The organism is Streptomyces sp. NPDC002044 (genome assembly GCF_040296725.1).
Taxonomy (GTDB): domain Bacteria; phylum Actinomycetota; class Actinomycetes; order Streptomycetales; family Streptomycetaceae; genus Streptomyces; species Streptomyces antarcticus.
The window spans coordinates 13,531-40,286 of sequence record NZ_JBEOXU010000051.1 but is presented as its reverse complement, the minus strand read 5'-3'; the positions used below and the strand labels follow the sequence as shown (position 1 = coordinate 40,286).

Here is a 26,756-nt window from a genome sequence, read left to right as displayed (position 1 = left end):
GCCGCGGCCGCCGCCGTCGCCGCGCTGGTGTGGCCCGGGCGGGCCGCCGGCCGCTTCCCCTTCACCGCGCACCTGCTGGCCGCGGCCGCCGTCGGCTGGGCCGCGTACCGCCACGGCCCGGCCCTGGCCGTCGCCCTCGCGCTGGCGGTGGCCCCCGGGCACCTGGTGGCGGCCGCGTTCGCCGCCCGGGCCCGGGCCCGGCTGGCCGGGAGCCGGGGCCTCGGGGAGTTCGCCGACCGGGCCCGGCCGCTGCTCGCCGGGGGCGTGGCGGTGTTCACCGCGGCCGCCGCCGGGGCCGCCGCGCTCGCCGGGGCGGGCCTCGCCGCGGCCGTGCCGCTCGCGGTGCTGCTGTTCCTGGCCCGGCTGCTGCTGCGGCACCGGGCCGACCGGCGGCCGGTCGCCGCCGCGCTCGTCATCGCCCTGGTCCCGGTCCCGGCCGCGGCGGTCGCCGCCGCGGCGGGACTCCTCGTACACGCCTTCCTCACCCTGTCCCGCGCGTCCGCCCATGCGCGGCCCTGAGCCCCGTCCCCGTGACGGACCCCGCTCTTCGGAGCCGACGCCGGAGCGCGCACCCCTGTCCCCGCCCCATCCACCCACCCGCAAGGAGACACAGGACATGACCGGCCAGCCAACCAACCAAGGGGCCACGCGATGAGGGTGCTGCTGATCGGAGCCAACGGATACCTCGGCCGCTACGTCGCCGACCGGCTGCTCGCCGACCCGGCCGTCCAGCTCACCGCGCTCGGCCGCGGCGACGACGCCGACGTCCGCTTCGACCTCGCCACCGGCAGCCCCGGTGCGCTCACCCGCTTCCTCGACGCCGTCCACCCGGGCGTCGTCGTCAACTGCGCCGGAGCCACCCGCGGCGGAGCCCGCGAGCTGACCCGGCACAACACCGTCGCCGTCGCCACCATCTGCGAGTCCCTGCGCCGCAGCGGCTGCGGCGCCCGCCTGGTCCAGCTCGGCTGCGCCGCCGAGTACGGGCCCAGCCAGCCCGGATCGTCCACGGCCGAGGACGCCGTGCCGAGACCCGGCGGACCGTACGGAGTCAGCAAGCTGGCCGCCACCGAGCTGGTGCTCGGCTCCGGCCTGGACGCCGTCGTCCTGCGGGTGTTCTCGCCCGTCGGCCCCGGCACCCCGGCCGGCTCGCCGCTCGGCCGCCTCGCCGAGGCCATGCGCCGCGCGATGCAGTCCGGGGACGGCGAGCTGAAGCTCAGCGGGCTCGGCGTGCAGCGCGACTTCGTGGACGTACGGGACGTGGCGCGCGCCGTGCACGCCGCCTCCCTCTCCGCCGCCCAAGGCGTCGTCAACATCGGCACCGGCCGCGCGGTCCGGCTGCGCGACGCGGCCGCCGTCCTGGCCCGGGTCGCCGGGTACGGGGGCGCCCTGCACGAGCTGGACGTCCCGCACGGCGGACCGCAGGCGCACGCCCACCCCGGCCGCCCGGCCGGCCTCGCCGCCATCGGATCCCCCCGCTCCGAGGCGACGGCCGAACAGCTCGCCGGGCAGGCGCCCCAGCCGTACCCGTACCCGGACGGCTGCGGGGCCTGGCAGCAGGCCGACGTGCGCACGGCCCGCGACCGGCTCGGCTGGCGGCCGCGGATCAACCTGGAGGAGTCCCTCGCGGACATCTGGATGGAGGCGGCGTGCCGCATCTGACCACGCCGCCCGGGGCCGCGCTGGCCGAGGGGACCGAGGCCGGCCGCCTGGGCCTCGGCATCCCCGGCTACGCGCACCCGCTCCTGGCGCCGGTCGAATGGGCCGAGCTGACCCGCCCCGGCACCCCACTGCACTGGGCGGTGCTCAACGTCGCGGACGGTCCCGGCGGACGCCCCGATCCGCACTGCACCGAGGCCGCCGTGAAACTCCGCCGCTCGGGCGGCACGGTCCTCGGGCATCTCGCGATGCGAGACGGGGAGCGGTCCTTCGGGGAACTGCTCTCCGACGCCCACCGCTTCCGCGACTGGTACGGGGTGGGCGGCTTCTACCTGGAGCGGGCCCCGGCCGGACCGGCCGAACTGGCCGCGGTGCGCCGGGTGTCGGACGCCCTGCGCGGCCTCGGCCAGGAGGTGCTGATCGTGCTCGGACAGGGCACGCACCCGTGCGAGGGCTACGTGGAAGCCGCCGACCAGCTGGTCACCTTCTCCGGGGGCTGGGCCGACTACCGGTGGTCCCAGGTCGCGGAGTGGACCGCCGACCACCCGCCGGAGCGGTTCTGTCACCTCGTCCACGGCGTGCCCCGCACGCACCTGGAGGAGGCGACGCGGATCGCCCGCTGGCAGGGCGCGGCGACCGTCTGGTTCACGGACCGGCGCGGCACTCCGGCCGCGGATCCGTGGGCCTCGATGCCCGGGTACTGGGACGAAATCGTCTCGCGGATCGGACCGGGTGTCTCGGAATGAAGGAGGGCGTGGCAGTGTTACGGGAAGAACCACCGTTCAGACGTTCACATCTACGGAGTCCCCGTGTCGCTGCCACCCCTGGTAGAGCCAGCTGCTGAGCTCACCGTTGACGAGGTCCGTCGGTACTCCCGCCACCTGATCATCCCGGATGTCGGGATGGACGGCCAGAAGCGCCTGAAGAACGCCAAGGTGCTGGCCGTGGGCGCGGGCGGCCTCGGTTCGCCCGCCCTCATGTACCTGGCCGCGGCCGGCGTCGGCACGCTGGGCATCGTGGAGTTCGACGAGGTCGACGAGTCGAACCTGCAGCGCCAGATCATCCACAGCCAGGCGGACATCGGCCGTTCCAAGGCCGAGTCGGCCCGCGACAGCGTGCTGGGCATCAACCCGTACGTGAACGTGGTCCTCCACGAAGAGCGGCTCGAAGCCGAGAACGTGATGGAGATCTTCAGCCAGTACGACCTGATCGTCGACGGCACGGACAACTTCGCCACGCGCTACCTGGTCAACGACGCCTGCGTACTGCTGAACAAGCCGTACGTGTGGGGCTCGATCTACCGCTTCGACGGCCAGGCTTCGGTCTTCTGGTCCGAGCACGGCCCGTGTTACCGCTGCCTGTACCCCGAGCCGCCCCCGCCGGGCATGGTCCCGAGCTGCGCCGAAGGCGGCGTACTGGGCGTGCTCTGCGCGTCCATCGGGTCCATCCAGGTCACCGAGGCCATCAAGGTCCTCACGGGTGTCGGCGAGCCGCTGGTCGGCCGTCTGATGATCTACGACGCCCTGGAGATGCAGTACCGCCAGGTCAAGGTCCGCAAGGACCCCGACTGCGCGGTCTGCGGTCCGAACGCGACCGTCACCGAGCTCATCGACTACGAAGCCTTCTGCGGCGTCGTGTCGGAGGAGGCCCAGGAGGCGGCCCTCGGCTCGACGATCACTCCCAAGCAGCTCAAGGAGTGGATCGACAGCGAGGAGCCGATCGAGATCATCGACGTCCGCGAGGTCAACGAGTACGAGATCGTCTCGATCCCCGGCGCGAAGCTGATCCCCAAGGGAGAGTTCCTGATGGGCACGGCCCTCCAGGACCTGCCCCAGGACAAGCGCATCGTCTTGCACTGCAAGACGGGTGTCCGCAGTGCGGAAGTTCTCGCGGTCCTGAAGTCCGCGGGCTTCTCGGACGCGGTGCACGTCGGCGGCGGCGTCATCGGCTGGGTCCACCAGATCGAGCCGGACAAGCCGGTCTACTAGGCCGGTCCGCATGCAGTGACCCGCAGGGGCCGTACCGCGCTCGAAGCGCCGTACGGCCCCTGCGGCGTTCCCGGACCGCTCGGTTGCCCGGTTGCTCAGCCGCTCTGTGGCTGCTGCGGGGCGACGGGCGTTCCCGTGGGGTCCGGGGCCGCGGTGCACACGGTGCCGGCCGCCGGGGACTTCCCGTCCAGCAGGTACGAGTTCACCGCCTGCTGCACGCACGCGTCGCCGCTGTTGTAGGCGCCGTGCCCCTCGCCCTTGTACGTGAGCTCCACGCCGACGCCGGGGCCGAGGCGCTCCACCATCTTGCGGGCGCCCTCGTACGGGGTGGCCGGGTCGCCGGTGTTGCCGATCACCAGGATGGGGGCGGATCCCGGGGCGGACACGTCCGGGGTCTCCCACGCGCCCGCGACGGGCCAGTCGGTGCAGCCCATCATGGCCCAGCCGAGGAAGTCGCCGAAGACGGGCGACGCCTCGCGGAACGCCGGCAGCTTGGCCTTGGTCTGCGCCAGGGTGTAGCGCTCCTTGGAGTCCGCGCAGTTGATCGCGGTGTTCGCGGCGCCGATGTTGCTGTAACGGCCTTGCTGGTCTCGCCCGTTGAGCGCGTCCGAGAGGGCCATCAGCAGCTGGCCCTGCCCGCCGCCCGCCTCGTCCAGGCCCTGTTCCAGCAGGGGCCACAGCTCCTTCGAGTACAGGGCCTGGGCGATGCCGTTCGTCGCGGCGCTCTCGGTGAGCATCCGGTCGCCGATGCCCGCGATGGGTTTCGCCGCGAGCGACTTCTGGAGCGCGATGACGCCTTGCTCGATCTCCTTGGCGGTGCTGCCCTGGAGCTGGCAGGCGTCGCCGCGGTCCACGCAGTCCTGCGCGAAGTTGCCGAGGGCCAGTTGGAAGCCCTTGGCCTGGCCGAGGGCCCCCTCCTCGGAGGTCTTGGTCGGGTCCACGACGGCGTCGAAGACGGCCCGGCCGACGTTTTTCGGGAAGAGGTGGGCGTAGACCCCGCCGAGTTCGGTGCCGTAGGAGATGCCGAAATAGTTGAGCTTCTCGTCGCCGAGGGCCTGGCGGACGCGGTCGAGGTCGCGGGCGGCGTTGGAGGTGCCGACGTGCGGGAGGACCTTCGCGGAGTTCGTCTCGCAGGCCCGCTGGTACGTCCTGATGTTGTCGACGAACGCCTTCTCCTGCTCCGGGGTGGCCGGGGAGGAGTCCTGGGCGTAGTACGCGTCCAGCTGCTTGTCGTCCTCGCAGCGGACGGGGGCGCTGCGGCCCACCCCGCGGGGGTCGAAGCTCACCAGGTCGTACCGGGCGCGCAGGGCCTCGTACTCCTTGGCGGCGCCCGGGAGGGTGGTGATGCCGGAGCCGCCGGGGCCGCCGAAGTTGAAGACGAGGGAGCCGAGGCGGTTGTCCTGGTCGCGGGCCTTCGCGCGGATCAGGGCGAGCGGGATCGTCTCGCCCTCCGGCTTGGCGTAGTCCAGCGGGACGTCGAGGGTGGCGCACTGCCAGTCCTTGCCCGGGGCCGGGCCGCCGCCCTCGGCGGGGGTCGGGGCCTCGCACTCGCCCCACTTGAGGGGTTCGGCCCCCTTGGCGCCGCCGGCCTTCGTTTTCTCCTCGTCGCCGCTGTCGGAACAGGCGCTGGTGCTGAGCAGCGCGGCGGCGAGGGCGGCGGCAGCGGTGGCCCGCAAGGCGTTTCTCGACATGCGCCCATCCTGTGCGCGCTTCGCCGCGCCCGCCCCCGCGCTGACCCGAACGGGGGTTCCGCGGTCCGGGCGCGGGTCAGGACGCGAGGAGCACCTGCCGGGCGGCGGCCCGGCCCGTCGCCACGCAGGCGGCCACGCCCACGCCCTCGTACGCCGCCCCGCACAGGGCCAGCCCGGGCAGCTCGGAGGCCGCCTCGCGGATACGGGCGACGCGGTCGCGGTGGCCGACACCGTACTGGGGCAGGCCGCGGTCCCAGCGGGTCACCCGGGCGGCCAGGGGCTCGCCCATCGGGCCGACGGCGTGGTGGAGTTCGGCGATGGCGGTGCGGACCAGGTGCCGGTCGGGGCGGGCGAGGAGGTCCTCCTCGCCGATCCGGCCGATGGAGGCCCGCAGGACGAAGGTGTCGGGTGCGGCCGCACGCAGCCACGCCCACTTGTTGGAGAGGAAGGAGGCGGCCTTCAGGGTGTGCCCGTCGACCGGCGGGACCAGGAAGCCGTTGCCCTCCGGGAGGAAGTGGGCCCGGGACCGGGAGAACGCCATCGTGACGACCGCGGTCGAGGCGTGCGCGATGCCGGACAGCTCCGCCTCGGCGAGCGGCGCGTGCGGGCGCAGCAGCTCCGCCGCCGCGAAGGCGGGGAGGGCGAGGACCACCGCGTCCGCCTCCATCGTCAGCGGCCCGTCGTCCGTCATCGCCTGGACCCGCCACCGGCCGCCCGGCAGCCGCTGGAGCGAGCGGGCGGTGGTCCCGGTGAGGACGCGGGCCCCGCAGGCCGCGGCGACGGCCTGCGGGAAGCGGCCGGCGCCGCCCGCCACGCCCTGCACGGCCGCGGCCGCCGAGCCGGGCGCGGCCGCCGCCCGCATCCGGCGCAGCGCGGGCAGCAGCGGGCCGCCCTGTTCGGCGAGGGCCGCGATCCGGGGCATGGCCGCGCGCAGCGAGAGCGCGTCGGCGCGGCCCGCGTAGACCCCGCCCAGCAGGGGTTCGACGAGCCGGTCGACGGCCTCGCGGCCGAAACGGGCGGCGAGGTAGCCGCCCACCGAGCGGTCCCCGGTCAGGGGCTGGGCCGGCAGGGTCTCCTCGGCGGCCACCCGGGCCACGCCCTCGGGCGAGAGCAGGCCGGTGCCGGCCAGCGCCGCGGGGTCGGTGGGGACGCCCATCACGTGCCCGGCCGGCAGCGGGCGCAGGGCGCCGTGGGTCCAGACCGCGGTCGGCGCCTTCGCCGGGTCGCACAGGGTGTTGCCGAGCCCGACGGAGGCGGCCAGCTCCACGGCCTCGGGCCGCAGGGCCATGAGGGACTCGGCGCCCTCGTCCACGGTGATCCCGGCGATGGTGCCGGTGCGCAGCTTGCCGCCGACCTTGGTGTGGCTCTCCAGCACGGTGACGTCGGCCCGGCCGCGCACCTGCCACGCGGCGGCCAGACCGCTGATGCCGCCCCCGATGACGATCACTGAACGCACTGCACGCATTGTCTTCTCCCGTGACCGATATGTTCCCATATGAAACATATGGGACTGGTGGGTGTCAGCGCCTCATGCTTTCGGCCAGCGCCCGCACCTCGTCCTGGTAGGGGAAGCTGCCCGGCTCGTACGCGCAGTACGGGTCCGTCTCCAGGACGTCCCCGGTGAAGCCGTACGCCCGCGACCGCGAGCCGCCGCACACCGGCTTGAACTCGCAGGCCCCGCACCGCCCGCGCAGCAGCGACGGGTCCCGCAGCGTCGTGAAGAGCGCCGAGCCCCGGTAGATCTCGGTCAGCGGGTGGTGACGCACGTTGCCCGCCGACACCGGCAGGAAGCCGCTGGGGTGCACCTCCCCGGTGTGGGAGACGAAGACGAAACCGCGCCCCGAGGAGACGTCCATCGGCGGCCGGCGCGCGGTCCGGTGCGCGCCGTCGAAGAGGCCCAGCTCCGCGGCGCGGGCCGAGAGGCGCCCGTACAGCGGCCCGAGCACGGGGCGCTCCCCGCGCGCGTCGAGGACGGTGCGCTGGAGCGCGACCCGCCGGAAGTGGTGGCCCTCCGTCGTCTTGGTGGCCAGCACCGCACCGCAGTCGTAGAGGAAGTGCAGGACGTCCTCGACCTCGGCCGGGGCGAGGGGCTCCAGAGCGCCGCCGCGGCCCGCCGGGACCAGTACGAAGCCCGACCACAGCATCGCGCCCTCGCGCCTGACCAGCGCCGCGATGTCGGCCAGGTCCTCCAGGCTCTCGCGCGCCACGGTCGTGTTGACCTGCACCTTGAGGCCGAGTCCGCGGGCCGCCCGCCAGCCCTCCAGGGTCCGGTCGAAGACCCCCGGCACGCCCCGGAAGGCGTCGTGGCGCGCGGCCGTCGAACCGTCCAGGGAGAGCGACAGGGCGACCGCGCCCGCGTCCCGGACCGCGGCCAGGTTCTCCCGGGTCAGGGTCGGCGTACCGGAGGGGGAGACCGCGACGCGCAGGCCGAGCGAGGTCCCGTACGCGACGAGGCCGGTGAGGTCGGCACGCTGGAAGGGGTCCCCGCCGGTGATCACGAACAGCGGGGCGGGCCGGCCGAAGGCGGCGGTCTGGTCCATCACGCGGCGGGCGTCGGCGCCGTCGAGCTCGTCGGGGTGCCGGGCGGTTCGCGCCTCGGCCCGGCAGTGCAGGCAGGCCAGCGGGCAGGCCCGGGTGGCCTCCCAGATCACGAGGAACGGCCGCTCGGAGACGGCGTGCCGCGGCTGCCGCACGACGGTGCGGGGCGGGCGGGTCACGACACGCGCTCCCAGCCGCGCTTGGCGCGCCGGTTGGCGAGCAGCTCCGGGTCCCGCCCGCGGTAGACCACGTACGGCCGGAACAGGTACGCCAGCGGCACCGAGAACATGTGCACCAGGCGCGAGTACGGGATCAGCGCGAACAGGACGAAGCCGAACAGGACGTGCAGCTTGAAGGCGAGCGGGGCGGCCGCCATCAGCTGGTGGTCCGGCTGGAAGGCGAACAGGCCGCGGAACCAGACGGAGACGCCCTCACGGTAGTTGTAGCCGCCGGTCTGGCCGGTCGAGTTGAGGACCGTCGCCGTCAGGCCGAGGACCATCGCCCCGAGCAGGAACGTGTACATGAGGTGGTCGCTCTTCAGCGTGGCCTTGCGCACGGCCGGAACCCTGAACCGCCGGCAGACCAGGATCCCGATGCCGACGGCGGCCGCCACGCCCGCCACCGCGCCCGTGGACACGGCGAGGAGGTGGTACGCGTGGTCGCTCAGGCCCAGCGCGTCCGTCCACGCCATCGGGATCAGCAGGCCCACCACGTGGCCCACGACCACGAACAGCATGCCGAAGTGGAAGAGCGGCGAGCCGATGCGCAGCAGCCGCGACTCGTGCAGCTGCGAGGAGTGCGTGGTCCAGCCGAACCGGTCGAACCGGGCCCGCCAGAGCGTGCCCGCGATGAGCAGGGCGATCGAGACGTACGGGACGACGCCCCACAGGAGGAGGTCCATCAGGCGGGCATCCTTTCGGGTGCGGTGGGCCACGGAAGGTCGTCCGGCACGTCGAGGCCCGGGCCGAGGGGTTCGAGCGCCGAGCCCGCGCCCACCAGCTCCTGCGGCGGCCCGTTCCTGGCCAGCGCCTTCGCCTCGGCCCTGGTCTCGGGGGAGGGCCCGGGCAGCGTCGCGCAGACGGCCTCCAGGACCCGGGCGTACGGGGAGGCGGCCTCGGTGAGCGCGAGCCGCAGCAGCTCCAGCCCGGCCCGGTGCTCCTGGAGCAGCTCGGTGCCGGCCGCCTCCTCGCGGGCGGCGAACTCCAGGGCGACCGGCAGGAAGTCGGGCAGTTCCTCGCCCGCGAACTCCAGGCCGAAGTCCCGGTAGATCCGCTTCAGCCGCACCAGGGACAGCCCGCGCCGGCGGGTGTCGCCGTCGACCCACCAGGTGAGGTAGAGGCAGCGCCGGTTGCGGGTGTCGAAGGTCGAGGTGTACTGGGCGCACAGTCCGACCGGGGTCTGCGGCCCGGCCTCGTCGAGGAACGCGCCGAGCAGCCGGGCCGGTTCGGCGGGCGCCCCGGCGAGGGCCGCACGGAGCCGGGGGAGCTCGTCGTGGAAGCGGTCGTCCGGGTACCGCAGCACGCGGCCGGCGACCAGTCGTACGAGGGCATCGCCGCTCGGCGCGTACCGGCTCACGCACTCCTCCTGGTGGTACCGAGGTTGAGCATCACCCGGGGCTCGGGCGGTGCGCCCACCGGGCAGCCCGGGTCGGCGGTGTCCAGCGGGTGGGAGCCGGCGAGCGCGTCGGCCTCGGCGCGGGCCGCGCTCGGGACCACGAAGCGGTCCTCGATCTTGGCGATGGCGAGGAGACGGAACATGTCCTCCATCTCCCGGCCCGACAGCCCGACGGCCCGCGCGATCGACTCGTCGCGCTCCTCGCCCAGGTTGACGCGGCGCATGTAGGAGCGCATCGCGGCCATCCGGCGCAGCACCGCCTCCACCGGCCGGGTGTCACCGGCGGTGAGGATCGCGGCGAGGTACTCGACGGGGATGCGCAGGGCGTCGATGGCGCCGAAGAGGTTGCCGGCGTCCTCGCCGTCGCTGCCGGTGGCGGCGACGGCCTCGACGACGGGGGAGAGCGGCGGGACGTACCAGACCATCGGCATCGTCCGGTACTCCGGGTGGAGCGGCAGAGCGACCTGGTAGGTGGCGATCAGGTCGTAGACGGGCGAGCGCCGGGCCGCCTCGATCCACTCGTGGGTGATGCCGTCGCGCCGGGCGGCGGCGGCGACGGCCGGGTCGTCCGGATCGAGGAAGCAGTCCACCTGTGCGGGGTAGAGGTCGTGCTCGTCCTCGACCGCGGCGGCTTCCGCGACCCTGTCGGCGTCGTAGAGCATCACGCCGAGGTAGCGCATCCGGCCCACGCACGTCTCCGAGCACACGGTCGGCATGCCGACCTCGACGCGCGGGAAGCAGAACGTGCACTTCTCGGCCTTGCCGGTCTCGTGGTTGAAGTACACCTTCTTGTACGGGCATCCGGTCACGCACATGCGCCAGCCGCGGCACCGGTCCTGGTCGACCAGGACGATGCCGTCCTCCTCGCGCTTGTACATCGCGCCCGAGGGACAGGAGGAGACGCACGCGGGGTTGAGGCAGTGCTCGCAGATCCGGGGGAGGTAGAACATGAAGCTCTGCTCGAACTCGAAGCGGATCTTCTCGCCGACCTCGTCGCGGATCTTCTCCACGATGGGGTCCTTCGGCGCGTGCTCGGGGGCGCCGCCGAGGTTGTCGTCCCAGTTCGGGCCCCACTCGATCGTGCCGATCGGCTCGCCCGTGACCTGCGAGACGGGCCGGGCGGTGGGCATGTCGTCGCCCGCCGGGGCCTCGGTGAGGTTCTTGTACTCGTACGTCCAGGGCTGGTAGTAGTCGTCGATCTCCGGGAGGTCCGGGTTGGCGAAGATCCTGCCCAGCCTGGCGAGCCGGCCGCCCGCCTTCAGGCGGAGCCGGCCGGAGCGGGTGCGCTCCCAGCCGCCCTTCCACTTCTCCTGGTCCTCCCAGCGGCGCGGGTAGCCCTGGCCGGGGAGGGTCTCGACGTTGTTGAACCAGACGTACTCGGTGCCCCGCCGGTTGGTCCACGCCTGCTTGCAGGTGACCGAGCAGGTGTGGCAGCCGATGCACTTGTCGAGGTTCATGACCATCGCGACCTGTGCCATGACCTTCATGTCCTAGTACTCCACGTTCTGGTCGCGGCGGCGGATGACCGTCACCTCGTCGCGCTGGTTGCCGGTCGGGCCCAGGTAGTTGAAGGCCCAGGTCAGCTGGGCGTAACCGCCGATGAGGTGGGTGGGCTTGAGCATCACCCGGGTGAGGGAGTTGTGGATGCCGCCGCGACGGCCCGTCTTCTCCGTCCTGGGGACGCCGACCGTCCGCTCCTGCGCGTGGTTCATGTAGACCGTGCCGGGCGGCATCTTGTGGGAGACGATCGCGCGGGCGGTGACCACGCCGTTGCGGTTGACGGCCTCGATCCAGTCGTTGTCCCGGACGCCGATCGCGTCGGCGTCCTCGGGGGACATCCACACCGTCTGGCCGCCGCGGCCCAGGGTCATCATGTAGAGGTTGTCCTGGTACTGGCTGTGGATCGCCCACTTGTTGTGCGGGGTCAGGTACCGCACGGCGACCGACTTCGCCTTCTCGTCGACCGTGCCGAGTTCGGGCTCCCCGTACAGGGTGTGCATGTTCAGCGGCGGCTTGTAGACCGGCAGGGACTCGCCGACCTCGTGCAGCCAGTCGTGGTCGATGAAGAAGTGCTGGCGGCCGGTCAGGGTGTGCCAGGGCTTGAGGTGTTCGGTGTTGACGGTGAAGGCGGTGTAGCGGCGCCCGCCGGCCTCCGAGCCCGACCACTCGGGCGAGGTGATCACCGGGACCGGGCGGGCCTGGGTGTCCGCGAAGGTGATGCGCTTGCCCTCGGCCTCCGAGGCCAGGTGCGCCATGGGCGTGCCGACCTTCTTCTCCAGGGTCTCGAAACCCTGTGTGGCGAGGCGGCCGTTGCTCGTGCCGGACAGCGAGAGGATCGCCTCGCAGGCCCGCTGCGCGGTGTCCAGACGCGGGCGTCCGTCGGCGGTCCCGCCGCGCACCAGGCCGTTCTTCTCCCCGAGGTAGGCGACCTCCTCGGCCACGTCGAACGTGATCGCCTTCGTCGTCACGCCCAGCGTGTCGGCCAGCGGGCCGAGCGCGGCGAACTTCTCGCCGACGGCCCCGTAGTCGCGTTCCACGACGGTCAGGTCGTACATCGTCCGGCCCGGCACGGGCTCGCACTCGCCCTTCGACCAGTCGAGCGCGACCCCGCCGGGCTGGGCCATCTCGCCGCCCGGGGTGTCGTGCTGGAGCGCGGTCGCCACCAGGTCCCGGCGCACCCCGAGCCGGCTCGCGGCCAGCTCGCCGAAGCGCTCGGCGAGGCAGCGGAAGGCGTCGAAGTCGGAACGGGCCTGCCAGGGCGGGTCGACGGCCGGGGTGAAGGCGTGCAGGAAGGGGTGCATGTCCGTGGAGGAGAGGTCGTGCTTCTCGTACCAGGTGGCGGCCGGCAGGACCACGTCCGACAGGAGCGTCGTGGACGTCATCCGGAAGTCCATCGACATCAGGAGGTCCAGCTTCCCCTCCACGTCCTCGTCCCGGTACACCACGTCCTTCGGGGAGCAGCGCGGGCCGTCCTCGGGGAGGTTGGAGTGCGTGCCGAGGAGGTGCTTGAGGAAGTACTCGTTCCCCTTGGAGCTGGAGCCGAGCAGGTTGGCCCGCCACACGTTCAGCACGCGCGGCCAGTTGCGCGGCGCGTCCGGGTCCTCGCCGGCGAAACCGAGCTCGCCGCTCCTCAGCTGCGCGACGGCGCTCGCCACCGGGTCCTCGGCCGCGCCGAGTTCCAGCGGATTGCGGTCGAAGGTCGGGTACGAGGGCATCCAGCCCATCCGGGCGCTCGCGGCCAGGCAGTCCGCGCCGGTCATGCCCTCGAAGGCGCCCTCGGCGAGCGGGGAGGCCAGGGCGTCGGCCGGCAGGGTGTCGTAGCGCCACTGGTCGGTGTGCAGGTAGAACCAGGCCGCGCCGATCATCTGGCGCGGCGGCCGCGACCAGTCGGACGCGGCGGCGAGCGTCGCCCAGCCGGTGACCGGGCGGCACTTCTCCTGGCCGACGTAGTGGCCCCAGCCGCCGCCGTTACGGCCCTGGCAGCCGGTGAGGGTGAGCAGGGCGAGGAAGGAGCGGTAGATGGTCTCGGAGTGGAACCAGTGGTTGGTGCCCGCGCCCATCAGGATCATGCAGCGGCCCCCGGACTCCTCGGCGGTCCGCGCGAATTCCCGCGCCACGCGGGCGGCCTGGGCGGCCGGCACCGAGGTCAGCGACTCCTGCCAGCCGGGGGTGCCGGGCTGGCTCGCGTCCTCGTAGCCGGTGGGCCACTCGCCGGGCAGGCCGCCCCGGCCGACCCCGTACTGGGCGAGCATTAGGTCGAAGACGGTGGTCACGAGGCGGCCGCCGAGCCGGCGCACGGGCACGCCGCGGCGCACGGGCACGCCGCGGCGCACGGTCCCGCCGCGCTCGTCGTCCTCGAAGCGCGGCAGGACGATCTCGGCGCTCCCGCCCTCCCCGAGGAGGGTCAGCCGCGGGACGGTGTCACCGAGGTCGAGGTTCCACTCGGGCGTCTCGTTCTTGCCCCAGCGGTGCCCCAGCGTGCCGTTCGGGACGACCGGCTCGCCGGTCGCGTCGTCGACGAGAACGGTCTTCCATTCGGCGTTCTCGGTGTCCTGCCCGAGGTCCGCGGCGGTGACGAACTTTCCCGGAACCAGCCCCTGTTCCGTTTCCCGCAGCGATACCAGGAAAGGCAGGTCGGTGTACGTGCGGACGTAGTCCGTGAAGAAGGGCGTCTGCTTCTCGACGAAGAACTCCCGGAGGATCACATGGCCCATCGCGAGGGCCAGCGCGCCGTCCGTTCCGGGGTGCGGGTGCATCCACTCGTCGGCGAATTTCGTGTTGTCCGCGAAATCCGGCGACACGGTGACGACTTTCTGGCCGCGGTAGCGGGCCTCGGCCATCCAGTGCGCGTCGGGCGTCCGGGTGACGGGGACGTTCGAGCCCCACATCATCAGGTACGCGGCGTCCCACCAGTCGCCCGACTCGGGCACGTCGGTCTGGTCGCCGAACACCTGCGGCGAGGCCACGGGCAGATCGGCGTACCAGTCGTAGAAGCTCAGCATCGGAGCGCCGATGAGGGAGTGGAAGCGGGCGCCGGCGGCGTGCGAGGCCATCGACATCGCCGGGATCGGCGAGAACCCGGCCACCCGGTCGGGGCCGTGCTCCTGGATCGTGTGCACGTGCGCGGCGGCGACGATCTCGACGGCCTCCTCCCACGTGGCCCGCACCAGACCGCCCTTGCCGCGGGCCTTCTGGTAGGCCCGGCGGCGCCCCGGATCGGCCTGGATGTCGGCCCAGGCTTCGACCGGGTCGCCCAGGCGGCCCTTCGCCTCGCGGTACATCTCCAGCAGGGCGCCGCGGACGAGCGGGTAGCGGACCCGGGTGGGGGAGTAGGAGTACCAGGAGAAGGAGGCGCCGCGCGGACAGCCGCGGGGCTCGTACTCGGGGCGGTCCGGGCCGACGGACGGGTAGTCGGTGGCCTGGGTCTCCCAGGTGATGATCCCGTCCTTCACGTACACCTTCCACCGGCACGAGCCGGTGCAGTTCACGCCGTGGGTCGAGTACACGACCTTGTCGTGGCTCCACCGGTCCCGGTAGAAGGACTCCGCCTCGCGGCCGCCCTTCCGGTGGACCGTGCGCAGGTCCCCGGACACCTCGGCGCGGGTGAAGAAGCTGCCCGCCCTGATGAGCGAATCGACCGCGTCGTGATGTCCCTGACGCTCGTGCAAGGCGACCCTCCAGGCCGGAGAAGATGAGGAATGGCGGTCCGGGCAAAAGGACCCGCTCTTGACGCTACGCCCGTGCGATCGGTGAAAGCGGTGACAAAGGTCCCGTACAGGCATGACCTCTTTCCGCTCTTTGCCGGGCCGAGTGGATGCACGATGGGAGAGCCCAACTCGTGGAGGGCGGCAGGAAATTACGCGAGGGAATGCGCATTTCGGTGAGCGGCCGAGCGGAAAGGCGGCGGACGGTGGCGAGAGCGGTTACCGGGGCGGAATCGGCTTCCGGGGCGGAAGCGAAACGCGCGGCGGGCGGCCGCCGAAGGGGGTACACCTGGCTGCCCGACCAGCACGGGGCGTGGGCCATGCTGGCGGTGCCGTTCCTCGTGGGCACCCTGCTCGCACCCCGGCCCGGGTGGGCGCACGCACTGCTGTTCACGGCCTGGGTGCTCGGGTACGTCGCGGTGTTCCACGCGCAGCAGTGGCTGCGGCTGAGCGCGCGCGGCCTGCGCTCGGCCCGCCGGCACGGCAGGCCGGCCGTGGTCTTCGGGGCGGCCTTCGCGGCGGCGGCGCTCCCCCTCGCGGTGGCGCACCCCTGGCTGGTGGTGGCGGCGCTGCTCGCGGCGCCGTTCGTGGCGGTGAACACGCACCACGCCCTGCGCGGCCGGGAGCGGGCCCTCGTCAACGGCCTCGCGGCGGTCGTCCCGGCCTGCGGGATGCTGCTGGTCGCGCAGCGGCTGGGCGGGGGCGCGGCGGGCGCCGCGTGGGCGCCGGCGCTGGCCTGCCTGCTGTACTTCGCGGGGACGGTCCCGTACGTGAAGACGATGATCCGGGAGCGGAACTCGCGGGCCCACCGCCGGGGTTCGGCCGCCTGCCACGCCGTCGCCCTGGTGGTGGCCGCCTGCCTCTCGCCGTGGCTGGCCCTCCCCTTCGCCGCCTACCTCGCCCGCGCCGTCGCCCTCCCGGGCCGGGGGCTGCGCGTCCCGGTGGTCGGCGCGATCGAACTCGCCTGCTCGGCAGCCCTCCTCCTGACCCTGCCCCTCGCCTTCTGACCCCGGGGCTCCGCCCCGACCCCCGCGCCTCAAACGCCGGCGAGGCTGGATGTGGCCCCCTCCGTCCCCTGGGGTGCGGGTGGGTGGCGGGTATCCCGGGGCTCCGCCCCGAACCCGCACCTCAAACGCCGGCGAGGCTGGATGTGGACTCCGCCGTCCGCTCGGCCTGAGGGGGCGGGGCTGATGCGGCCCATCCACAGCCCCGCCGGCGTTTGAGGCGCGGCGCGCAGCGCCGTAGGGGGTCCGGGGCGCAGCCCCGGGGGGCTTCCCCGCGCCGGGTATCCGGGGGCCGGGCCCCGGGAGGGAGCGGGGCGGCCGGGCCCCGTGCGAGGGACGGGGGCCGGGCCCCGGGAGGGGCGGACCCCGGGAGGGGCGGACCCCGTGCGCCGGTACCCCGGCCGGGAGGCTAGATGGCTTCTTTGCGCGTCAAGAAGTTGAACGAGATCCACCCCGGCAGCACCGGCAGCCAGAACGTCACCAGCCGGAACAACAGCACCGCCGAGATCGCCACCTCCTTCTCCAGCCCGGCCGCGACCAGGCCCAGCGTCAGCGTGGCCTCCACCGCGCCCATGCCGCCCGGCGTCGGCGCCGCCGACCCCAGCGCGTTGCCCGCGAGGAACACCACCGCGATGCTCGCGTAGCTGATGGCCTCGCCGCCACCGAACGCCCGGATGGACGCGTCCAGGCACATCACGAAGCAGCCCGTCAGCAGCAGCATCCCGCCGATGCCCGTCACCAGCTTCTGCGGCCGCTGGAGCACGTCCAGCATGCGCGGCACCACGCCCGCGAACAGCGCCCGCACCCGCGTCACGACGAACTTCCGCATGAAGGGGACCGCCGTCACCACCAGGACCAGCACCGCCACCGTCAGCAGGCCCGCGATGACCGTCCGGGACGGGGTCATCTCCGGGGTCTTCTCGGTGCCGGTCAGGTAGCCGAACGACAGCAGCAGCAGGATGTGGCTGGCCAGCCCGAACAGCTGCGAGGCCCCGACGCTCGCGACCGCGAGTCCCGGCCGGACCCCCGCCCGCTGGAGGAACCGGGTGTTCAGCGCGACACCGCCGACCGCCGCCGGAGCCACCAGCTTCACGAACGACCCGGCCACCTGCGCCACGACCGTCCGCAGGAACGGCACCCGCTCCGGTACGAAGCCCAGCAGGCTCATCGACGCCGCGAAGTAGCTCAGCGCCGAGAAGGCGAGGGCCGCTCCGACCCAGCCCCACTGGGCCTCCGCGACGGTCTCCGCGAGGGGGACGTGCGCCAGCTGCGTCAGCAGGAAGTACGCACCGAACGCGCCCGCGATGAACGACACCAGCGTGCGCGGCCGGATCCGTTCCAGCCGGGCCGGCTCCACGGGGGCCTGCGGGCGGATCAGCAGCACCTGCTGGCGGATCTGGCTCAGCAGGTCCTCCTCCCGCGCCCCGTCCAGCGCGTCGTCCAGCGCCCGCTTCTCGGCCTTCCGGTCGGCGGAGGCGGACGTCGCCGCCGCTGCCGCCGCGTCCGCCTCGCGCGCCGCCTTCGCCGCCCGCGAGGACTCCAGTACGGCCTCCCGCTCCCGGTCCGCCCGCTCCCGCGCCAGCTTGCGCAGCGTGGCCCGGGTGGAGCGGCTCAGCGCGATCGGCTGGAGCAGCGGCAGGCAGTCCGCCACCGCGTCCGGGCCGAGCACCGACACCGCCGACGCCACCGACCGCTCCGCGCCGACCCGCAGCCCGAGCGTGGTCAGCAGCTGCGCGATGTCCATCCGCAGCACCAGGTCACCAGCGGCGATCTCACCGCCCCGCAGGTCGGTGAGGATGACGTTGCCGGAACGATCCACCACCAGGGCGTCACCGGTGAGCCGCCGGTGCGCGATCCGCCGCGACTGCAGGGCCCGCACCTGCTCCCACGCGTTGCGGCTCAGCCCGTCGGTGATCTCCTCGTCGGGGAGGGAGTCCAGGGTCCGGCCGCCCAGGTGCTCGTACACGAGCATCACGGCGTCCGGTCCCAGTTCGGAGGTGGCGATCAGCTTCTGCGCGTTCGCCCCGGCCGCGATGGCCGCGTACGCGAGCAGCGCCTCCTGCTCCAGCGCCTGCCGCAGGGACTGCAGGCTGCGCCGCTGGGTGATCCCGCGCAGGGTGAGCCGGCGCCAGACCCGGTAGAAGAAGCCCTGGGCCTGCTGCTCGCGGTCGACGACGGTGACGTCGAGGGGCGGGCCGTCCTCCAGGGTGACGTGGTAGCGCCGGCCCCGGTCGCTGACCTCGCTCGCCTCGGCACCGTCGCCCTGGTCCGCGCGCATCGCGCTGACCGGACGGAACCCGACCCGGCGCAGTCCCGCGAGGAGGGTGTGCCCGGTGGGCCGGACGTTGGGCGAGCCGACCGCGTACAGGGTTCCGTACGCGACGCTCCAGCCGAGCAGCACCGTCAGGATGATCGAGAAGGCGGTGGTGTAGCCGCTGACCAGCATCGTGAACGCGTCGAGCAGCAGCACCACCCACAGCGCGACCCGCCAGCGCGGTCTGCGCGTCATCCCGACGGCGGTCATGTACGCGATCACCGGCGCGAGGTAGCCGTGCACCGGGTCGGTGAGGGCCCCGCCGGCCCCGGCGGGGCGGGTCAGGGCCTCCTGGATGGTGCCGGGGGCGGCCTGGGAGACCCACAGGTCGGTGGCGAGCGTCACCCCGTGCGCGAGGACGGCGGCGAGCACGCCGTCGGCGATGCGCAGACCGTCGCGCTTGATCAGCCGCTCGATGGCGAAGGCCACGGGCAGCAGGAGCACGGCGATGCTCGACACCAGGGCCGCGACCTTGATCAGCAGGTCCGGGGCGGCGCCCGTGCCCTCCTTGATGTCGGCCTGCAGGCCGGCGGTCGTGCCGTGGGCGAAGGCGGAGATGCCGAGCACGACGGCGATCCCGAGGATGCCGACGAGGAGCCGTACGAGGTCGGAGGGGCGGTGCACGCGGGCCGCGAGCAGCGGTTCGTCGACCTCGACCCGGTCGGCCTCCGTCGGGGCGTGGCCGTGCGGGCCCTCCGGCTCGTCACCGGGGGCGCGGGGGGCTCCGGCGACGCCGTCGGCAGGGCCTTCGGGGCCGCCGTCGCGGCCGCGCGGTCCGTCGGTGTCGCGATCGCCGTTCGGACGCCGGTGGTCCGGCTTCCAGGGGTCCGGGCGCGGTCGGTCCGGGCGCGGGGCGGGGCCGTCGTCCGGGCGCGCGCCATCGTCTGGATCCGCGCCGTCCGGAGGGCTCACACCCTGCTCCTTCGTCGTCACTTCCGTCTCTTCTTGATCACGTATCACCAGTCACCGCCCGGAAGATGGTGGCACGGACCGACGGGAGCGCGGGGCATCAGGGTGCGCGCCGGTGCGGAACCCAATCTTCCGCGAAAGGGCGGCCGGCGTACTGCACCATGGGCCGAATGAGCGAGGAGCTGCCCGCGTACGCGGAGCGCGTGCTGGAGGTGGCCGAGCGGATTCCGCCCGGCCGGGTGATGACGTACGGGGACGTCGCCGAGTGGCTCGGCGAGGGCGGTCCGCGCCAAGTCGGGCGCGTCATGGCCCTGTACGGGGCAGCCGTGCCCTGGTGGCGCGTGGTGCGGGCGGACGGCGTACCGCTCCCGGGGAGCGAGCGGCGCGCCCTGGAGCACTACCGGGCGGAGGCCACGCCGCTGCGCCGGACGGCCGGCGGCGGGCCCAGGCTGGACATGCGCCGGGCGCGCTGGGACGGGAGCCGGGACCCCGGACGGGACGACAAGCGCGACGAGGCTCACACCTGACAGCTTCGGCCATGCGCGGCCCGGACGGGCGGTCGAGCGCGCGTGCGAAGGCCCGTACGGGGGACGCGGAGGAACTGCGCGGGGGCGCGCGGTTGACGTAGCGTTGCCCCTTCGGCCCCGCCCGGAGCCGTCGCGGCGGACGTCGCGGCAGCCGCCGCCGGGGCCCCCGCGGTACCCCCCTCGACCCCGCCGCACCGCGCGGACCGCCCGCCCGCGGCGGACACCGCGGCCCCCGTACCACCCGCAGACCCACCAGGACCGGCAGCTCACGTGATCACCTCTTCCTCCGACCGCACCGCACGGCGGCGCACGCGGACCCCCGACGCGTACCGCCTCGTGCGCACCGGGCCGGAACGGGTGGATCCCCCTGTTCTGGACGCAGCGCAGCGCGCGGTGGTTGACCACGCGGGCGGACCACTGCTGGTCCTGGCCGGGCCCGGCACGGGCAAGACCACCACGCTGGTGGAGTCGGTCGCCGCCCGCGTGGAGGCGGGCACCGACCCGGCCCGCGTCCTGATCCTCACCTTCAGCCGCAAGGCCGCCGTCGAACTCCGCGACCGGGCCGCGCTGCGGCTCGGCGGCGCGCGGGCGCCGCAGGCCACCACCTTCCACTCCTTCTGCTACGGCCTGGTCCGCGCCCACCAGGACACCGACCTCTTCGCCGACCCGCTGCGGCTGCTGTCCGGCCCCGAGCAGGACGTGATGGTCCGCACCCTGCTGGAGGGCCAGCGCCGGATCCGGTCCATCCGCTGGCCCGACGACCTGCGGGCCGCGCTGACCACGCGCGGCTTCGCCGACGAGGTCCGCGCGGTGCTGGCCCGCGCCCGCGAACTGGGCCTGGGCCCGGCCGCCCTCGACTCCTTCGCGACCCGGATCGGGCGCCCCGACTGGAAGGCCGCGGCGGCCTTCCTCTCCGAGTACCTGGACGTCCTGGACATGCAGGGCACGCTGGACTACGCGGAACTCCTCCACCGCGCGGTCCTCCTCGCGGAACGCACCCCGTCGCTCGCCTCCGCGTACGACGTGATCCTCGTGGACGAGTACCAGGACACGGACGCCTCGCAGCTGCGCCTGCTGCGGGCGCTGACCGGCCCCGGGGGCACGCTGATCGCCTTCGGCGACCCCGACCAGTCGATCTACGCCTTCCGCGGCGCCGACATCAACAACGTCCTCGACTTCGAGTCGGCCTTCCCGGGCGCGGCGGTCCGCGCGCTGACGGTGGGCCGCCGCTCGGGCTCGGCCCTGCTGGCCGCCACCCGCCTGCTCACCACCCGCATGCCGGTGCCGAGGCTGCCGTCCGCCGCCGTACGGGCCCACCGCGCGCTCCAGCCGGTACGGGAGGGCGGCCGGGTCGAGGTGTACACGTACCCCACCGCCGGGGCGGAACTCGACAACATCGCCGACGTCCTGCGCCGGGCCCACCTGGAGGACGGGGTGCCGTGGCAGGACATGGCCGTCCTGGTCCGCTCCGGCGGCCGCACCCTCCCGGCGATGCGGCGGGCGCTGAACACGGCGGGGGTGCCGACCGAGACGGACGCCTCGGGCTCCCCGCTGCGGCACGAACCGGCGGTCGCCCCGCTCCTGACGGCCCTGCGCACCGCGGCCACGGACGCCGGCCCGTACCTCCTTCCGCCCCCCCGCACGGCAGACCCGGCCCCGGACGCGGCCCCGGACGCGGACGCGGCCCCGGACCCGGCTCCGGCCCCCGACGCGCCGCTCGCCCCCGACTCCGCCGCGGACGGCACCGGCCCGTCCGAGCCCACCGCCGGTGACCCCGCCGGGCCCGCCGCAGGCGATGCGGCAGGCGAGGGGTGGGTCGGCGTCGAGGCGGCCCTCGCGCTGCTCGCCTCCCCGCTCGGCGGGATGGACGCCGCCGACCTGCGCCGCCTCGGCCGGGCCCTGCGCGACGAGGAGCGCGCCGCGGGCGTCAAGGTGCCCGCGCCCTCCGACGTCCTGCTCGCCCGCGCGCTGGCCGAGCCCGAGCGGCTCACCGCCCACGACCCCGCCTACGCCCGCGGAGCCCAGCGCCTCGGCCTGCTCCTGCGCAAGGCCCGCGAGCTGCTGCAGGGCGGCGGCACCGCCGAAGAGGCCCTCTGGACCCTCTGGGACGGCACCCCCTGGCCGCAGCGCCTGGAGCGGGGCGCCCGCCGCGGCGGCGCCGCCGGCCGCAACGCCGACCGCGACCTCGACGCCGTCTGTGCCCTCTTCGACACCGCCGCCCGCGCTGAGGAACGCACCGGCGGCAGCGGCGCCCTCAACTTCCTCGAACAGCTCGAAGCCGAGGACATCGCCGCCGACACCCTCACCGGCCGCGCGGTCCGCTCCGACGCCGTCCGGCTGATGACCGCCCACCGCTCCAAGGGCCTGGAGTGGTCCCTCGTCGTCGTCGCCGGAGTCCAGGACGGCCTGTGGCCCGACCTGCGCCGCCGCGGCTCCCTGCTGGAGGCCGACCGCATCGGGCGCGACGGCCTCGCCGAGCCCCTCACCCCCGGCGCCCTGCTCGCCGAGGAGCGCCGCCTCTTCTACGTGGCGGCCACCCGGGCCCGCGAGCGCCTCGTCGTCACCGCCGTCAAGGCCCCCGCCGAGGACGGCGACCAGCCCTCCCGCTTCCTCACCGAGCTCGGCGTACCGCCCAAGGACGTCACCGGCCGCCCCCGACGGCCCCTCGCCGTTCCGGCGCTCGTCGCCGAGCTCCGCGCCACCACCGTCGACCCCGAGGCCACGCCCGCCCTGCGCGACGCGGCCGCCCGCCGCCTCGCCCGGCTCGCCGCGCTCACCGACGACGAGGACCGCCCGCTGGTCCCCGCCGCGCACCCGCAGCGCTGGTGGGGCCTGTACGAACCCACCCGCAGCACCGTTCCGCTGCGCGACCGGGACCGGCCCGTCGCCCTGTCCGGCAGCGCCCTGGAACAGCTCGCCACCACCTGCTCCCTCCAGTGGTTCCTGGGCCGCGAGGTCAAGGCCGACGCCCCCTCCACGGCCGCCCAGGGCTTCGGCAACGTCGTCCACGTCCTCGCCGACGAGGTGGCCTCCGGCCGCACCCCCGCCGACCTCGCCGTCCTCATGGAACGCCTCGACTCCGTCTGGGACGCTCTCGCCTTCGACGCCCCCTGGAAGTCGGCCCAGGAGAAGGGGAACGCCCGCGCCGCCCTGGAACGCTTCCTGCGCTGGCACACCACCGACCGGGGCGGCCGGGAGGCCGTCGCCACGGAGCACGCGTTCGACGTCACCCTCGACGCGGGCGAGTACGCCGTCCGCATCCGGGGCTCCATGGACCGCGTCGAGGCGGACCCGCAGGGGCGCGCGTACGTCGTCGACTTCAAAACCGGCAAGGCCACGCCCACCAAGGACGAGGTCGCCCGGCACCCCCAGCTCGCCGTCTACCAGCTCGCCGTCCGCGAAGGAGCCGTCGACGAGGTCTTCGACGGCCCGCGCCCGGTCCCCGGCGGCGCCGAACTGGTCCAGCTCCGCCAGGGCGCGGCCGTACGGGACGGCGGCGACGCCGTGCCCAGGATCCAGGCGCAGCAGCCGCTCGACGGGGAATGGGTCGGCGACCTGCTGGCCACCGCCGCCGGACGGGTCCTCGACGAACGCTTCGCACCCGCCGTCGGCCGCCACTGCGACCACTGCTCCTTCCGCAGCTCGTGCAGCGCCCGCCCGGAAGGCCGCCAGACGGTGGAGTGACGCCGTACGACTCCGGGCGGGGCCCCCGTCCGGGGGCCGGTCGGCGGGGAGTGTCAGCGCGGGCGGCTAGCCTTTTCACGTGTCCGCGCGTCCGTCCGTCCTCGCCGACCCCGAGCAGCTCAAGGAGCTCCTCGGCATCCCCTTCACGCCCGAACAGCTGGCGTGCGTCACCGCCCCGCCCGCCCCCCAGGTGATCGTCGCGGGCGCCGGCTCGGGCAAGACCACCGTCATGGCGGCCCGCGTGGTCTGGCTGGTGGGCACCGGGGCCGTCGCGCCCGAGCAGGTCCTCGGCCTGACGTTCACCAACAAGGCCGCCGGCGAGCTGGCCGAGCGCGTGCGCAAGGCCCTCGCGCGGGCCGGCATCACCGACCCGGACCCCTCCCCGGCCGACGCCGACGCGGCCGGCGGCGAGCCGCGCATCTCCACGTACCACGCCTTCGCCGGGCAGCTGCTGAAGGACCACGGCCTGCGCATCGGCCTGGAACCCAGCTCCCGCCTGCTCGCCGACGCCACCCGCTTCCAGCTCGCCGCGAAGGTGCTCCGCGAGGCCCCCGGCCCGTACCCCTCGCTCACCAAGTCCGTCCCCGACCTGGTCAGCGACCTGCTCGCGCTCGACGCCGAGCTCTCCGAGCACCTGGTCGAGCCGCCCGAGCTGCGCGCCTGGGACACCGCCCTGCTGGACACCCTGGCGGGAACCAAGCTCTCCAACGAGGACCTGCGCAAGGTGCCGGAGGCGGTCCGCGGCCGCCTGGAACTGCTGGAGCTGGTCGCCCGCTACCGCGCCGCGAAGCGCTCCCGCGACCTGTTCGACTTCAGCGACCAGATAGCCCTCTCCGCGCGGCTCGCCACCACCCGGCCCGAGGTGGGCGCGCTGCTGCGCGAGGAGTTCCGGGTGGTCCTGCTCGACGAGTACCAGGACACCTCCGTCGCGCAGCGGCTGCTGCTGTCCGGCCTCTTCGGCGCGGGCAGCGGTCACCCGGTGACCGCCGTCGGCGACCCCTGCCAGGCGATCTACGGCTGGCGCGGCGCCTCCGTGGCCAACCTCGACGACTTCCCCGAGCACTTCCCGCACGCCGGTGGGAGCCCCGCCACCCGGTTCTCGCTCAGCGAGAACCGGCGCAGCGGCGGCCGCCTGCTGGAACTGGCCAACGGCCTCGCCGCCCCGCTGCGCGCCATGCACGAGGGCGTCGAGGCACTGCGCCCGGCGCCGGGCGCGGAGCGCGACGGCACCGTCCGCTGCGCCCTGCTGCCGACGCACGCCGAGGAACTGGACTGGCTCGCCGACTCCGTCGCCCACCTGGTCCGCACCGGGACGCAGCCGCAGGAGATCGCCGTGCTGTGCCGCTCCGCGGGGGACTTCGCGCGCATCCAGGCCGTCCTGGTGGAACGGGACGTACCCGTCGAGGTCGTCGGCCTCTCCGGACTCCTGCACCTGCCCGAGGTCGCCGACCTGGTCGCCGTCTGCGAGGTCCTCCAGGACCCCGGCGCCAACGCCTCCCTGGTCCGCCTCCTCATCGGCCCGCGCTGGCGGATCGGCCCCCGCGACCTGGCCCTGCTGGGACGCCGGGCACGGCTGCTGGTCGGCCGGACCTCCGGCGGCCCGGACACGGACGCCGACGAACGGCTCGCGGCCGCCGTCGAGGGCGTGGACCCCGCGGAGATCGTGTCGCTGGCCGACGCCCTCGAGACGTTCCTCGACGGAGCCGGGCAGGCCCCCGACGACCTGCCCTTCTCGGCGGAGGCCAGGGTCCGCTTCGCGCACCTCGCCCAGGAACTGCGCGACCTGCGGCGCTCGCTCGCGGACCCGCTGATGGACGTACTGCACCGGGTGCTGACGGCGACCGGCCTGGAGGTCGAGCTGTCCGCGTCCCCGCACGCGCTGGCCGCCCGCCGCCGCGAGACCCTGTCGAACTTCATGGACGTCGCCGCCGGCTTCGCCGCCCTGGACGGCGAGGTCTCGCTGCTCGCCTTCCTGGCCTTCCTGCGGACGGCGGCCCAGTACGAGAAGGGCCTGGACCACGCGCTGCCGGGCGGCGAGAACACGGTGAAGGTGCTGACGGCCCACAAGTCCAAGGGGCTGGAGTGGGACGTGGTGGTCGTCCCCGACCTGTGCGCGGGCTCCTTCCCCAAGGAGAAGCCGCCGGAGTCCTGGACCGCGTACGCCAAGGTGCTCCCGTACGCGCTGCGCGGAGACGCCCCCACCCTGCCGGGGGACCCGCCCTGGACCTCGGCCGGGCTGAAGTCCTTCAAAGCCGCCCTGAAGGAACACAAGGCCGTGGAGGAGCTCCGCCTCGGCTACGTGACCTTCACCCGCCCGCGCTCCCTCCTGCTGGCCTCCGGCCACTGGTGGGGCCCGACCCAGAAGAAGCGGCGCGGGCCGTCCGACTTCCTGACCGCGCTGTACGGGCACTGCGCGGCCGGGGCCGGGGAGATCGACGTCTGGGCCCCCGAGCCCGACGCCGACGCGCAGAACCCGGCGCTGGCCGGCGAGGCCGGGGCGGACCGCTCCTGGCCGCTCCCGCTGGACCGGGACTCCCTGCGGCTGCGCCGCGCGGCGGCGGCCGTGGTGGAGTCCTACCTCGCGGCCCCGCCACAGGAGCCCGCCGGGGACGAGCCGTACCTCTGGCCGCCGGACTGCGAGGACCCCTCCGACGACGACGCCCCCTGGCCGGACCCCGACCCGTACGCCCCCGAGGACCCCTGGGCGGCCGAGCCCTGGGCGCCGGGCCCGCACCCCGAGCCCCCCGCCCCGGCCCCGGCCGGTCCGTCCGCGCGCCCGCACCCCGAGCCCGAGGACCCCTGGGCGGCCGAGCCGTGGGCCGCCGCCCCCCGGGCCGCCCGGCCGGGGCCCGCGGCGACGCACGCGCCCCCGCCGGCCGCCGCCCCCGCCCTGGACCGCCCCACCCCGGAGGAAGAGCGCGCCATCGCCTCCTGGGACCGGGACCTCGACGCCCTGGAGGGCGAGCTGCGCCGGGCCCGCGCGGCCGTCCGGGACGTCGAGCTGCCCTCCGCGCTGTCCGCCAGCCAGTTGCTCCGGCTCGCCGCCGACGAGCAGGGCTTCGCCCGCGACCTCGCCCGCCCCATGCCCAAGCCGCCGCAGCCCGCCGCCCGCCAGGGCACCCGGTTCCACGCCTGGGTCGAGTCCCGTTTCGACGAGCTCCCCCTCCCGATGCTCGACGTCCTCGACCCCGCCACCGAGCTGCCCGGCTCCGACCAGGAGATCGCCGACGAGGCCGACCTCGCCTCCCTCAAGGCCGCCTTCGAGCGCAGCCCGTACGCCGACCGGCCCCCGCACCGCATGGAGGCCCCGGTCCAGATCACCCTGGCCGGCCGCGTCATCCGGGGCCGGATCGACGCCGTCTACCAGAACCCCGACGGCTCGTACGAGATCGTCGACTGGAAGACCGGCCGCACCACCGAGGCCGATCCGCTCCAGCTCGCCGTCTACCGCCTCGCCTGGGCGGAAGCCACCGGCACCCCCCTCGACCGGGTCGCCGGCGTCTTCCTCCACGTCCGCAGCGGCCGCGTGATCCGGCCCCGCGACCTCCCCGGCCGGGCCCGCCTTGAGCGGATCCTCCAAGGCGAACCGGGCACGGACGGTGACCACGAGACGGACGGCTAGGCTCG

General features: G+C 74.5%; 15 protein-coding genes and 1 pseudogene. 8 read left to right on the top strand and 8 right to left on the bottom strand.

Features of this window, described 5'->3' with window-relative positions; genetic code table 11:
• The 4 genes and pseudogenes from ABT106_RS15505 to moeZ all read left to right on the top strand — a co-directional run.
• Positions 1–519: pseudogene (locus tag ABT106_RS15505) on the top strand (hypothetical protein); the annotation flags it as partial.
• A 132-nt stretch (positions 520–651) separates the two neighbouring features.
• A complete protein-coding gene (locus tag ABT106_RS15500; protein WP_351276977.1) occupies positions 652–1,659 on the top strand; it encodes an NAD-dependent epimerase/dehydratase in 1,008 nt (335 codons plus the stop codon).
• Positions 1,647–2,402 (top strand): spherulation-specific family 4 protein, encoded by a 756-nt coding sequence (locus tag ABT106_RS15495; RefSeq protein WP_351276974.1) that lies wholly within the window; start codon positions 1,647–1,649, stop codon positions 2,400–2,402. Before ABT106_RS15500 ends, ABT106_RS15495 begins: the two co-directional genes overlap by 13 nt.
• Before the next feature lie 63 nt (positions 2,403–2,465).
• The gene (gene moeZ / locus ABT106_RS15490) at positions 2,466–3,644 is read left to right on the top strand and encodes an adenylyltransferase/sulfurtransferase MoeZ (protein WP_351276972.1); all 1,179 of its coding nucleotides are present in this window, start codon (positions 2,466–2,468) and stop codon (positions 3,642–3,644) included.
• A gap of 95 nt (positions 3,645–3,739) precedes the next feature.
• On the opposite strand, the gene ABT106_RS15485 is transcribed toward moeZ, so the two are convergent.
• From ABT106_RS15485 to ABT106_RS15455, 7 genes are all read right to left on the bottom strand, one after another.
• Positions 3,740–5,335, bottom strand: a complete 1,596-nt coding sequence (locus ABT106_RS15485) for an alpha/beta hydrolase (protein ID WP_351276969.1) — start codon at positions 5,333–5,335, stop codon at positions 3,740–3,742.
• 76 nt (positions 5,336–5,411) lie between these two features.
• Positions 5,412–6,800, bottom strand: coding sequence for a protoporphyrinogen oxidase (gene hemG / locus ABT106_RS15480; protein ID WP_502979385.1), 1,389 nt, complete (start codon positions 6,798–6,800; stop codon positions 5,412–5,414).
• Positions 6,801–6,855: 55 nt separating this feature from the next.
• A complete protein-coding gene (locus ABT106_RS15475) occupies positions 6,856–8,052 on the bottom strand; it encodes a TIGR04053 family radical SAM/SPASM domain-containing protein (RefSeq protein WP_351276964.1) in 1,197 nt (398 codons plus the stop codon).
• Positions 8,049–8,774: a respiratory nitrate reductase subunit gamma gene (narI, locus tag ABT106_RS15470; RefSeq protein WP_351276962.1), complete on the bottom strand. Its 726-nt coding sequence runs from the start codon at positions 8,772–8,774 to the stop codon at positions 8,049–8,051. Before narI ends, ABT106_RS15475 begins: the two co-directional genes overlap by 4 nt.
• Positions 8,774–9,448, bottom strand: a complete 675-nt coding sequence (narJ, locus tag ABT106_RS15465) for a nitrate reductase molybdenum cofactor assembly chaperone (RefSeq protein ID WP_351276960.1) — start codon at positions 9,446–9,448, stop codon at positions 8,774–8,776. The genes narI and narJ overlap by 1 nt, the downstream gene beginning before the upstream one ends.
• Complete coding sequence (gene narH / locus ABT106_RS15460) at positions 9,445–10,974, bottom strand: nitrate reductase subunit beta (RefSeq protein WP_351276957.1); 1,530 nt, start codon at positions 10,972–10,974, stop codon at positions 9,445–9,447. The genes narJ and narH overlap by 4 nt, the downstream gene beginning before the upstream one ends.
• Positions 10,975–10,977: 3 nt before the next feature.
• Positions 10,978–14,655, bottom strand: a complete 3,678-nt coding sequence (locus ABT106_RS15455) for a nitrate reductase subunit alpha (RefSeq protein WP_351276954.1) — start codon at positions 14,653–14,655, stop codon at positions 10,978–10,980.
• Positions 14,656–14,897: 242 nt separating this feature from the next.
• Between ABT106_RS15455 and ABT106_RS15450 the strand changes: the two genes are divergently transcribed.
• Positions 14,898–15,698, top strand: a complete 801-nt coding sequence (locus ABT106_RS15450; RefSeq protein ID WP_351276952.1) for a YwiC-like family protein — start codon at positions 14,898–14,900, stop codon at positions 15,696–15,698.
• A gap of 406 nt (positions 15,699–16,104) precedes the next feature.
• Here the strand turns inward: ABT106_RS15450 and ABT106_RS15445 are convergent, their stop codons facing one another.
• Entirely contained in the window at positions 16,105–18,969 is a 2,865-nt protein-coding gene (locus tag ABT106_RS15445; protein WP_351276949.1) for a lysylphosphatidylglycerol synthase domain-containing protein, read from the bottom strand.
• Positions 18,970–19,088: 119 nt separating this feature from the next.
• Here ABT106_RS15445 and ABT106_RS15440 point away from each other — a divergent pair, with 119 nt between their 5' ends.
• From ABT106_RS15440 to ABT106_RS15430, 3 genes are all read left to right on the top strand, one after another.
• A complete protein-coding gene (locus ABT106_RS15440) occupies positions 19,089–19,445 on the top strand; it encodes an MGMT family protein (protein ID WP_502979384.1) in 357 nt (118 codons plus the stop codon).
• Positions 19,446–19,715: 270 nt separating this feature from the next.
• Positions 19,716–23,129: an ATP-dependent helicase gene (locus ABT106_RS15435; RefSeq protein ID WP_351276944.1), complete on the top strand. Its 3,414-nt coding sequence runs from the start codon at positions 19,716–19,718 to the stop codon at positions 23,127–23,129.
• 79 nt (positions 23,130–23,208) lie between these two features.
• The gene (locus tag ABT106_RS15430; RefSeq protein ID WP_351276941.1) at positions 23,209–26,751 is read left to right on the top strand and encodes an ATP-dependent helicase; all 3,543 of its coding nucleotides are present in this window, start codon (positions 23,209–23,211) and stop codon (positions 26,749–26,751) included.
• Positions 26,752–26,756: the final 5 nt, after the last annotated feature.

Coding starts and splice junctions, on each gene's coding strand:
- ABT106_RS15500 (WP_351276977.1), top strand. CDS start 652: ATGAGGGTGCTGCTGATCGGAGCCAACGGATACCTCGGCCGCTACGTC.
- ABT106_RS15485 (WP_351276969.1), bottom strand. CDS start 5,335: ATGTCGAGAAACGCCTTGCGGGCCACCGCTGCCGCCGCCCTCGCCGCC.
- hemG (WP_502979385.1), bottom strand. CDS start 6,800: ATGCGTGCAGTGCGTTCAGTGATCGTCATCGGGGGCGGCATCAGCGGT.
- narI (WP_351276962.1), bottom strand. CDS start 8,774: ATGGACCTCCTCCTGTGGGGCGTCGTCCCGTACGTCTCGATCGCCCTG.
- narH (WP_351276957.1), bottom strand. CDS start 10,974: ATGAAGGTCATGGCACAGGTCGCGATGGTCATGAACCTCGACAAGTGC.
- ABT106_RS15440 (WP_502979384.1), top strand. CDS start 19,089: ATGAGCGAGGAGCTGCCCGCGTACGCGGAGCGCGTGCTGGAGGTGGCC.